Raw genomic sequence first — 10229 nt, forward strand, 5'->3', positions numbered from 1 at the left:
TGCATTGTATTTGTACAAATTACTATAAAATCAGCACCAGCTTTTTTTAAGTTATTTGCCTCATTTACCATTGAAATAGTTAGTTCATCCCATTTCCCATTATGTTGTAATTCTTCAATAAGCTGAAAATCATAAGAATACATAATACAATTAGCAGAATGAGAGGACCCAAGCTGTTTTTTTACTTCTTCGTTAATTTTCTTATAATATTCTAGGGAAGATTCCCAACTCATACCACCAATTAATCCAATTCTTTTCATTAATTACCTCTTTTGTTTGATTATATGATAAACTATCTTTAAATAAAATATAAATTATTATTATATTAATAAGTTGTCTAATTTGGGAGATTCAGGTATATGAATATTGAAAAGATTTATCCTAATATAAAAAAACATATTAACGAAGATTTACCTTATATCTCATATAATGAGAACTCTCATACTGGGTATATTGTTCCACAAATAATATTAGATTATGGTGATATTAAATCTAAAGCTAAATCCTTTCCAAATCTAGCTAAGTATATGATTGGATCTTTTAAAGAGTTAAAAAAATCTTATAACTCTTTATATAATCAACCTAAAAACCCTAAATTAAAAATTAGTGAAAAGGATTTAGAAGCTCTAAAATCATTTTCAAAAACTCTAGGTATAAATAATCTTGGTTTTACTAAAGTTAGTCCTTCTGATATTTTTAAAAATAGAGCTATCATATATCATAATGCAATTGTATTAACTATGGAAATGAAACACTCAATAATTGAAGGGGCTCCTTCAAAAAAAGCTGAAAAAGAAATCTTTAGAACTTATTATGAACTAAATGTTGCTGTAAATAAGATAAAAGAGTATTTAAACCAAAAAGGATATAATGCAGTTGCAGGTCCTGCTTTAGGTGGAGAGTCTAATTATCCATTATTAGCAGAAAAAGCCAATTTAGGATTTATTGGTAAACATGGATTATTAATAACTCCTGAATTTGGACCATCTGTTAGATTAGCTGTTGTATATACCGATATAGAGAATTTACCATTTGCAACAAAAAATGATCATTCATGGATAAATGATTTTTGTGATAAATGTAATAATTGTGTTAGAAAGTGCCCAGGTCAAGCAATATATCAAAAAACAAAAGTTTTTGAAGATAGATCTAAAGAGCATATAGATTATAAAAAATGTGCTATTCCTTTTTCTATAAATAATGGTTGTACAATATGTGTTAAAGAATGTGTGTTTTTTAATAATAGTTATAATCAAATAAAAGAAGCGTTTTTATTTAATAATAAAATTAAAGCTCCAAATTAAATTAAGTTACAATGTTTAAAAATAATGTAAAAAAAATAAATTTATAATATATAAATAATTCCTTCTTTATAAAAAATCTGCACATTTAGATATTTAGCGTTATAATAAATAGTTGGTTGAAATTTAGGAGGTTGTTTTTTGAAAATTGAAAAATGCATTAAAAAAACTTTTTCTGTAATGGGTAAACAAGGTTCAACAAATGATGGTGATTCTTTTATTGAAAAGTTATGGATAAGAGCAAATACTAATTTTCCTGAGGTAGCTGATATAGCAAAGAAAGATGAAAAAGGAAATCTTATAGGTGTGTGGGGTTTGATGAGTGATTTTTCTCATTCCTTTAAACCTTGGGAAGAAAATTTTTCAAAAGGATTATATTTAGCAGGTGTAGAAATCGATAATAATCAGCCACCAATAGAAAATTGGGTAAAATGGAGTGTTCCAAGTTTTGAATATCTTTGTGTAGAAGTTGAGAATGAAAATACTTTTAATGATGTTATAAACTATATGAAAGAAAATCAAATAGAATTAGTTGGAGCTGTTCATGATTTTAGAGATTCTATAAATAATAAAAACTATATGTATTTCCCAATTCGTAAAATAGAAGAATAATTAGGCATAAAGGTGAAGCTCACAAAGATAATAAAAAGAATAATTCTTATATATATACTTTATTCTATACTTACAGCTGTTTTACTATTTGCTTTTCATAAAAGTAACAAAGAAATAGATACTAGTTATGAGAAATATTTTGGACAAAGTAAAGCCAATGATAGAGCTCTTATAATTGAAGAGCGTGATTTTTCAGCTAAAGCTAAAATCCAAATAATTGAAAATGCTAAAGATACCCTTGATATCTCATATTATAAAATCCAAAGTGATGAAGCTGGAGATTTATTTTTTGCAAAAGTTATTGAAGCTGCAAATAGAGGCGTAAGTGTTAACATTGTTCTAGATGGTAAAATAAATAAAATCAGTAATGATATATCAGGCTTAAATTATTTATTATCTACCAATCCTAATATTAATATTAGATATTATGAACCTTTAAATTTATTAATGCCTTGGACCTTTAATAATATTTTGCACGATAAGTATATTATAGCTGATAATAAAATTGCTATTTTAGGAGGAAGAAATATAGGGAATCAGTATTTTGATATTAATGGAGAGAGCTTTTTAATTACAAATGATAGAGAAGTTTTAATTATTAATACTGAGGTAGATGATTATACAAATAGTTCAATTTATCAAATATCGAAATATTTTGACGAAGTTTTTAATAGTAAATATACAAAAGAAGTTAGTCCTTCAAATCTGAATAGGATGAGAAAAAAAGCTCAAGAGAAAGAAATTCAATTAAATATCGTTAAAGAAAAACTTCAAATAGAATATCCTAATCTTTTTAATAGCAATTATGATTTTTTAAAGATGTCAGTTGAAACAAATAAAATAACTCTGATTCATAATCCAATAGAGAGATTAAATAAAACTCCAATTTGTTGGAATGTTATTACATCCTTAATGAATAACGCTAATAATTATATACTCGTTCAAAGTCCATATATTATCCCTACAAATAAAATGATGAATTATATTGATTATAGTAATCTTGAAAATAAAAAAGTTGAAATGCTAACAAATAGTGAATTTTCAACTCCTAATTTTTTTGCTTTTGCAGGATACTTAAAATATAAGAAAGATTTATTAAATGAAGACTTAGATATTTATGAATATCAAGGAGAAGGCTCTATTCATGCTAAATCTTATATAATTGATGATAACATTTCAATTATAGGTTCTTTCAATATGGATTCAAGAAGTACATATTTAAGTACTGAGACAATGCTAATAATTGATAGTGAAGATTTAGTAAATCAGTTAAATAAAAAAATTGATATTATAAAAAATGATAGTATATTAATTAATGAAGATGTAAGTAATCAAAAAAGGCCTTCGATAATAAAATCAATAGTATTGAAAATAATATCTATTATAACCTATCCATTTAGTTATCTATTATAGAAGGTGAAAATATGAATAAAGTTAATCCAATTAGTGAATATTTAAATTATGTTGAAAAGACAGGATCAAGAAGAAAATTATATGAATTAGTAGCTAAAGAGTACAATATTATTAGTGCTATTTACCCAGGTAGTTATATTGATATCGATCCTTCTCTCTTTATTGAGAAGGTTATATATATTGATAATTTTAAAAAGACTAACAAATTTTTTTCTAACATAGATATGATTCAAGAATATATAAAAACTAATAAATTATATGAAAATGAACCTTATGTTGAATTTATTTTTGAAGACTATAATAAGTTAAAAGGTATAGATAAGGTAGATTTAATCATCTCTCAATATGCTGGATTTGTAGGTAATGCAACTAAACAGTTTTTAAGAACAGGTGGCATTTTTCTTGCTAATGATAGCCACGGTGATGCATCTTTAGCATAATTTGATAAAGATTTTAAATTAGTTGCAACTATTAATAATAATCAAATTTCTACTTCAAATTTAGACCAATATTTTATTTTAAATAAAAATAAAAAAGTTGATATTTCAATAATAAAAGAGAAAATGAAAGGACTGAATTATAAGAAAAAAGCAGAAAATTATATATTTATAAAGATCAAATAAAGACCTCTAAAGTATTTTATAAAACAGTTTAATTACTTTAGAGGGGAAATTATTAGATATCTAATAATGATAATTAATTATTATTTATTAGTATTTTTGTTTTTACCTAAAGGGAGTTTTACTTTAGTATAACTTAAAGTTCCTTCAACAGGACATGCATCAATACATTTAAAACAGTTTATACATTGACCATTTCTAACATGTTCATGTTCAGAGATTTTAATATTCATAGGGCAAGCCTTATCACATTTTTTACAATTTACGCATGAGTCTTCATTTCTTTTTATTGAAAATATTCTAGTCATGCTAAGAATGCCATATTTTGCAGATTCAGTACAAAGATAATTACAAAAGGCTCTTTCAAAAACCATTGAAGATAATAAGTAAATAATCATTATTATTAAAGCAACAGTAGAAAGTGCTGTAATCCCATCTTCTGAAAAAATCCCCATAAATGATCCATATCCATTTAGTGGAGTTAAGATGAAATCAATAACTCCTAGTATTAAAATTGCAAATAAAATATATCTAGAATATTGTAAATATTTTTGCACTTTTTTTGGCATTTTATAACGTTTTTTGAATATTTTATATCCAATTTTCCCCATTAATTCTTGTACAAAACCAAAAGGGCAAACCCAACCACAGAAAAAATTACCGAAGAAAAGAGTTAGAGGTAATAAAATAATTATTACCATCCTAATATCCATGTAAATTCCAACGATTAATAGAATTAAGAATAGCAATTGACTTAATGTCCTAGCTATTTGAAGTTTTGATTGTTTTTTGTTCATTTATTATTCCTTGTTTTATAATTCAATTCCATGACAAAATGTATTCACATAGTCATAGATTAAAGTTGTTAATCTTTCAGTACTCATATTGTCTAATAGACAAATATGACAGATTCCTTTTAAAGTGATGATAAAAAGTTTAGCTGTATATTCAGCATCTAATTTAAAATTTACTGTCTTTGAATATTTGATAAATATAGGAGTTACTTGTTTTAAAATAGGGTCAAACTCTATGCTATAAAGTTTATCATTATGAAAACTTTCTTTTTCTTTTAGTCTCATAGCAAGTATTTGTTTATTTTCTATATAACTATTAATGATAATTGTTGAAATAAATTTTAAATCTAATTCTAAATTAGTATAAGTTAGTTCTTCTAGCTTATCATCAATTTTTATACTGAAGTATTTTTCTTTTACTACTGTTTTATATAAAAGGCTTTTATTTTCAAAATGATTAAATAGTGTCATTTCTGTAACATTAGCTAATTTAGCAATTTGTTTTGTAGTCACTCCATCAAATCCATTTTTTGAGAATAAGTCTTCAGCTGCCTCAAGTATCTTGTTTCTAGTTGCTTCTTTTGCCATTGGTTTGCTCTTTTTTGTATATAATTATAGTGTTTACTATAATTTTATACAATATTTATAGTAATTGCTCAAGTATTCACTCTGCTATTTGCTAATTTTTATAAATATTTTTCTTGTTTTGGGGAAATAAGTATGCTTATTATATAAATAAGCATAGTGTCCTAATTGTAAGTATTGTAGTTTTTTGTGATTGGAGATTTATATTTATGACAAAGTTTGAGATGTATTTGCATACATTTGAAGGAGCAACTATTAGAAAAAATTTTTATAAAAATTATATAGATAATATTGATTTGACTTCTTCAAAATGTATATTAGAATTTGGCTGTGGTGCTGGATGTATTACAAAGCAATTGTTAAACAAAGTTGATACAAATAAGGTTAAAATTTCTTGTTTAGATATTGATAATGAGGCGATTGATTTATTAAAAAAACGATTTAAAGATTATGATAATCTAAATTTTTATGTTGGTGATATCAGAAAATTACCTATTAAAAATAATAGTTTTGATACAGTAGTAGTCCATTTTATGTTGCATGATATTAAAGAGACGAAAAGATTAGAGAATTTAAAAAAAATTAATAATGTTTTATCTAAAAATGGGAAAGTATTTATTAGAGAACCTATTAGAGAGAATCATGGAATATTGATTGATGAATTAAGAAATTTATTTATAAAAGCTGGTTTCATAGAAGTTAATGGGGAGATAGAAAGTCATTTCTCTTGTGGCGAAATGTATTCTGCACTTTTTGAAAAACAATAATATTATTTTTCTTGCTATATTATTAAAAATCATATTTAATATATTTATAAATTAACTTTAGGAGACTTTTTGAAAAGTTTTATAATAACGGATGCGGTAATTTACTTGGAGATATTTGCTTAAGTAAACCGCATTATCTCCAAACTTATGAATTTATTTTTTATTTTTGGAGGAATAAATGAATTTATTAAAAAATTATGGTTTTAATGATTATTTCATTAAAGAGGCTTCGTTATATACAAATTATAAGGTTGCAAGAGTTATATCTCAACACAAAGGTTTCTATAATATAGTTGTTGAAAATGGTTTTTTTCTTGCTCAGGTTTCAGGTAAGTTTATAAATCAAGTAAAAGAAAAATCTGATTATCCTGTTGTAGGTGATTTCGTTTTAGTTAAAGAGGTACAAAATACTTTTATTATTTATAAAATACTAAAAAGAAGAACAATACTTTCAAGAACCTTTGAATCAAATAATAAAATCAAACAAATTATAGCTACTAATTTGGATTTAGTGTTTATAATTATGTCTTTAAATAATAATTATAATTTAAATAGATTAGAGAGATATATTACTTTAGTATTTAATTCTGGTGCTATCCCAATAATTTTATTAAATAAAGAAGATTTATGTGAAGATATAGATGTAAAAGTTAATGAAGTTAAATGTGCCTCAATGTTTTGTGATATTATTCACACTTCAATATTTGATACTAAGATAAAAGAAAAAATTTTCTTTTACTTAAAAAGTGGAATGAGTGCTGCTTTTATTGGCTCTTCTGGTGTTGGTAAATCATCAATTATTAATAAGCTTTTAGAAGATAGTAAAATTAAGACTCGGGAAATAGGGAAGTTAGATAAGGGTAGGCATACTACAACTTCATCTAACCTTTTTCTACTCTCAAATAATAGTATTGTTATTGATACTCCTGGTATGAGAGAAATATATGTTGAAAATGAAGATCTCACACAATCTTTTTCTGATATTGAAGATTTAGCATTAAATTGTAAATTTAATGATTGCAGTCATACATTTGAAAAAGGATGCGCAGTTATTAATGCAGTAAATAATGGTTTACTTGATAAAAGAAGGTATGAAAATTATCTTAAGCTAAAAAAGGAAGAATCTTATTCTCTTATGAACTATAAAGAAATAGAAATGGAAAAACATAATCGTATGTTTAAAGATATTGGTGGATTCAAAAATGCTAGAAGATATATGAAACATAATGATAAGAGGAAATAATAGTTTATGATTATAAGAGAAGAAACAGAAAGCGATTATCGTGAGGTTGAAAATATCACACGTGAAGCATTCTATAATGTATATTGTCCAGGATGTAGTGAACATTATATTTTAAATCAATTTCGAGATGATGCTTCGTTTATAAAAGAGTTAAGTTTACTTATTCAAGATGAACAAACTAAAGAGATTTTAGCTCATATCATGTATTGTAAAACAATTGTAATCTCTTTAAATGGGGATAAAAAAGAAGTTATTATGTTCGGACCAGTAAGTGTATTACCAAAATATCAAAATAATGGGTTAGGTAGTAAATTAATACAATATTCCTTAGAAAAAGCTAAAGAATTAGGCTATAAAGCAGTCGTAATTACAGGCGATTTTAATTATTATAAACGTTTTGCTTTTACTAAAGCTTCTAATTATAATTTATATTTTGATAAGGATAACAAAAAGCAATCTTTTGATTTTTTTATGGCAAAAGAATTAGTAATTGATTATCTAAAAATGGAAGAATCGTATATTGTTATTCCTACAAAATATGAAGTTAATATTTCTGATGTTGAAGATTTTGATTCTAACTTTTATAAAAAAGAAAAGTTAAAATTAAGTACTCAAATATTTTAAGTTATCTAAGAGGTGCTTTTTGCACCTCTTAGAAATATATATAGATTATTTATTTGGATTTTCTTCGTATTCGATAGTAAATCCGTATGATCTACCAGGTAATCTATTACTACCATAAGTACCAATGGTTTCCATATAATCACCCCAAGTTGGAACAGGTTGGTTTAATTCTCCATATCCCATAATTGGTTGACCATCACCACTGTCATTAGGTTGGGTATTATCTCTAGGATCTTTGTCAATAATTCCATCATCTAAGTTTTGAGCCCAATTTGAATAATCCCAAGTTTCACCGCTTAACCAGCTCCAACCACCATCAGGTTCAGCAGATCCTACAGGTTGATAACCACCTAAGAAAGGTCCAATACCAATTCCATAATGTTCACCTTCTTCATCAAAGTACCAGAAGAATTTATCATCATTAAAATGAGAGAAAATAAATGCGTTTTCTTCATCACTAGTTGGACATGCTAAATAACCACCAGCTTCTTCTGCTAAAGTTGCTACTTGATACCAGTTTAAATTTCCAGCAGGTAAATAGAAGAATTCATAATAATGGGTAACACCATCTTCATTTGTAAACTCTTCAATTCCCATGCTTTCAATTTCAACATCTTCTGGTAGTGTATCCCATGTAAATAATTCATAAGTAATATTAAAAGTTACACCATTAATTACAGTATCATAAGGTTCTAGAGTTACTGATTGTTCTTCGCTTGCCATTATTTTTTTCATAACATTTTCTAATTCTGTTGCATCTATACCTAGTGTATCAGCAACTTCTTCAAAATTAGGTGCACCATCAGAAGGATTTCCTAAAGCATTTTGTAATTCTACTGCATCAATCCCTAGCTCTTTAGCTGCAATTGCTAAAGGATCTTCATTACTACTCACATTTTGATTATCTTCAGCTTCAATACTTGCTGATGAAGTTGCTTCACTTGAAGTTTTATTTGTTGAATCATTAGTTGAAACATTTGAACAACTAACTAAAATTGAAAAAATAAATATTCCTAAAATTGTTTTTTTTAACATTTGTTTATCTCCTAAACTTAATTTTAACTCAATTTAACACTGATTATTAAATAATATCTTCTTTGCCGACCGGAAAAGAAAAAAAATAAAATTTTTTGTACTAAAAAATAAAAATATATTTAGATAATTATAATTGAAGAACATAAATAAAATAAATATACTATTTTTATGAGTAATATATTTGAAGTTTTATTAGTAATGGGATGTGCATGGTCAATATCTTCAATAACAAAAACATTATTAAAAAAAGAAAAGAATTTAATATCTATCTGTTCAATTTTAGTAATAATAGTATTTTTGTTAACTATTCTTGATAATTTATTAAGACCTTCATTTATTGATTTAAAGACTCTCATGAAAATATACTCTATTACTAGATTAAGTTATTTTTTAGTTGGCCCCGTATTATTATGGTACTTAATGTCTTTAGTTAATAAAGATTTTAAAATAACTAAAAAATCATTAATTCATTTATTACCTTTTATATTTTGGTTTATCTATGTTTCCTTTGATCCTAATTCTTTAAACCCCAAAATAGTTTATGGTGCTGTTGTTGAAAGTGACTCTCCTCATATCTTACCTATCTTTAATTTCTCTTTCTTTTGGGATTTGAGCCTTAATCTATCAAGAGTTTTATATAGTCTCTATATGGTTTTTATAATTCAAAAATATAAGGAAGTTATAAAAGGTGAATATTCTACAATTGATAATAAAAATAATTTAAAATGGATAAAAATTTTAATTATAACATACACACTATTTTTTATAATAAATAGTATTTTGCATATAATATTAAATGAAAGTAATGTTTTTTACCAAAATTATTCAGCTTTTATTAGAAGTGTTCCAGCTGTATTATTTGTATTTTTCTTTTCTCTTTATTCAGAAGTACAACCTAAATTAATTAAAGTTAATAAAGAAGAAATTAAGATAATTGAGAGTGATAATAAAAAAGAAGAAAAATATAAGAAATCAGGTTTATCAGATGATGAATGTAAACAAATATTTAGTAAAATATGTGAGAAAATGGAAAGTGAGAAATATTATTTAGATTCAGAATTAACACTTAATTTGCTTTCTGAAAAGTTAGGTATATCTAGACATAAGGTATCAGAGGCAATTAATAAAGAAGCTGGTGTTAAATTCTATAAATTTATTAATGGATATAGACTTGAAGCTTTTATTGAAGCAATAAAAACGGATAAATATCCTAATTTTACTATTTTAGCAATCTC

At 25.1% G+C, this 10229-nt stretch carries 12 protein-coding genes; 8 read left to right on the forward strand and 4 right to left on the reverse strand.

Features of this window, described 5'->3' with window-relative positions:
* Window positions 1-260: aspartate/glutamate racemase family protein (locus ACPKM0_RS09675; protein ID WP_472475460.1), on the reverse strand; the 260-nt coding region annotated here is incomplete at its 3' end.
* 99 nt (window positions 261-359) lie between these two features.
* Here ACPKM0_RS09675 and ACPKM0_RS09680 point away from each other — a divergent pair.
* The 4 genes from ACPKM0_RS09680 (at window position 360) to ACPKM0_RS09695 (ending at window position 3766) form a co-directional block, all read left to right on the forward strand.
* Complete coding sequence (locus ACPKM0_RS09680; RefSeq protein WP_472475461.1) at window positions 360-1304, forward strand: hypothetical protein; 945 nt, start codon at window positions 360-362, stop codon at window positions 1302-1304.
* Between the two features lie 138 nt (window positions 1305-1442).
* Window positions 1443-1913: a hypothetical protein gene (locus ACPKM0_RS09685; RefSeq protein WP_472475462.1), complete on the forward strand. Its 471-nt coding sequence runs from the start codon at window positions 1443-1445 to the stop codon at window positions 1911-1913.
* Between the two features lie 12 nt (window positions 1914-1925).
* Window positions 1926-3326 carry a phospholipase D-like domain-containing protein gene (locus ACPKM0_RS09690; RefSeq protein ID WP_472475464.1) on the forward strand — a complete coding sequence of 467 codons (1401 nt, stop codon included), beginning with the start codon at window positions 1926-1928 and terminating at the stop codon, window positions 3324-3326.
* A gap of 11 nt (window positions 3327-3337) precedes the next feature.
* Window positions 3338-3766, forward strand: coding sequence for a hypothetical protein (locus tag ACPKM0_RS09695; RefSeq protein WP_472475466.1), 429 nt, complete (start codon window positions 3338-3340; stop codon window positions 3764-3766).
* A 263-nt stretch (window positions 3767-4029) separates the two neighbouring features.
* On the opposite strand, the gene ACPKM0_RS09700 is transcribed toward ACPKM0_RS09695, so the two are convergent.
* Both ACPKM0_RS09700 and ACPKM0_RS09705 read right to left on the reverse strand, forming a co-directional pair.
* Window positions 4030-4743 carry a 4Fe-4S binding protein gene (locus tag ACPKM0_RS09700; RefSeq protein ID WP_472475467.1) on the reverse strand — a complete coding sequence of 238 codons (714 nt, stop codon included), beginning with the start codon at window positions 4741-4743 and terminating at the stop codon, window positions 4030-4032.
* A gap of 15 nt (window positions 4744-4758) precedes the next feature.
* The gene (locus tag ACPKM0_RS09705) at window positions 4759-5328 is read right to left on the reverse strand and encodes a TetR/AcrR family transcriptional regulator (protein ID WP_472475469.1); all 570 of its coding nucleotides are present in this window, start codon (window positions 5326-5328) and stop codon (window positions 4759-4761) included.
* Between the two features lie 206 nt (window positions 5329-5534).
* Between ACPKM0_RS09705 and ACPKM0_RS09710 the strand changes: the two genes are divergently transcribed.
* From ACPKM0_RS09710 to ACPKM0_RS09720, 3 genes are all read left to right on the forward strand, one after another.
* Window positions 5535-6092, forward strand: coding sequence for a class I SAM-dependent methyltransferase (locus ACPKM0_RS09710; protein ID WP_472475471.1), 558 nt, complete (start codon window positions 5535-5537; stop codon window positions 6090-6092).
* 178 nt (window positions 6093-6270) lie between these two features.
* On the forward strand, window positions 6271-7335 hold the full coding sequence (gene rsgA / locus ACPKM0_RS09715; protein WP_472475473.1) for a ribosome small subunit-dependent GTPase A: 1065 nt from the start codon (window positions 6271-6273) through the stop codon (window positions 7333-7335).
* Between the two features lie 6 nt (window positions 7336-7341).
* Entirely contained in the window at window positions 7342-7959 is a 618-nt protein-coding gene (locus ACPKM0_RS09720) for a GNAT family N-acetyltransferase (protein ID WP_472475475.1), read from the forward strand.
* 45 nt (window positions 7960-8004) lie between these two features.
* Here ACPKM0_RS09720 and ACPKM0_RS09725 read toward each other — a convergent pair whose 3' ends face one another.
* Window positions 8005-8994 carry a C-type lectin-like domain-containing protein gene (locus tag ACPKM0_RS09725; protein ID WP_472475477.1) on the reverse strand — a complete coding sequence of 330 codons (990 nt, stop codon included), beginning with the start codon at window positions 8992-8994 and terminating at the stop codon, window positions 8005-8007.
* A gap of 168 nt (window positions 8995-9162) precedes the next feature.
* On the opposite strand from ACPKM0_RS09725, the gene ACPKM0_RS09730 reads away from it, so the two are divergent.
* The coding region (locus tag ACPKM0_RS09730; RefSeq protein ID WP_472475478.1) for a hypothetical protein at window positions 9163-10229 on the forward strand (1067 nt) is incomplete at its 3' end.

Source organism: Pleomorphochaeta sp. (assembly GCF_050031695.1).
In the GTDB taxonomy this organism is placed as follows: domain Bacteria; phylum Spirochaetota; class Spirochaetia; order Sphaerochaetales; family Sphaerochaetaceae; genus Pleomorphochaeta.

Coding starts and splice junctions, on each gene's coding strand:
- ACPKM0_RS09705 (WP_472475469.1), bottom strand. CDS start 5,328: ATGGCAAAAGAAGCAACTAGAAACAAGATACTTGAGGCAGCTGAAGAC.
- ACPKM0_RS09700 (WP_472475467.1), bottom strand. CDS start 4,743: ATGAACAAAAAACAATCAAAACTTCAAATAGCTAGGACATTAAGTCAA.
- ACPKM0_RS09725 (WP_472475477.1), bottom strand. CDS start 8,994: ATGTTAAAAAAAACAATTTTAGGAATATTTATTTTTTCAATTTTAGTT.
- ACPKM0_RS09695 (WP_472475466.1), top strand. CDS start 3,338: ATGAATAAAGTTAATCCAATTAGTGAATATTTAAATTATGTTGAAAAG.
- ACPKM0_RS09680 (WP_472475461.1), top strand. CDS start 360: ATGAATATTGAAAAGATTTATCCTAATATAAAAAAACATATTAACGAA.
- ACPKM0_RS09720 (WP_472475475.1), top strand. CDS start 7,342: ATGATTATAAGAGAAGAAACAGAAAGCGATTATCGTGAGGTTGAAAAT.
- rsgA (WP_472475473.1), top strand. CDS start 6,271: ATGAATTTATTAAAAAATTATGGTTTTAATGATTATTTCATTAAAGAG.
- ACPKM0_RS09710 (WP_472475471.1), top strand. CDS start 5,535: ATGACAAAGTTTGAGATGTATTTGCATACATTTGAAGGAGCAACTATT.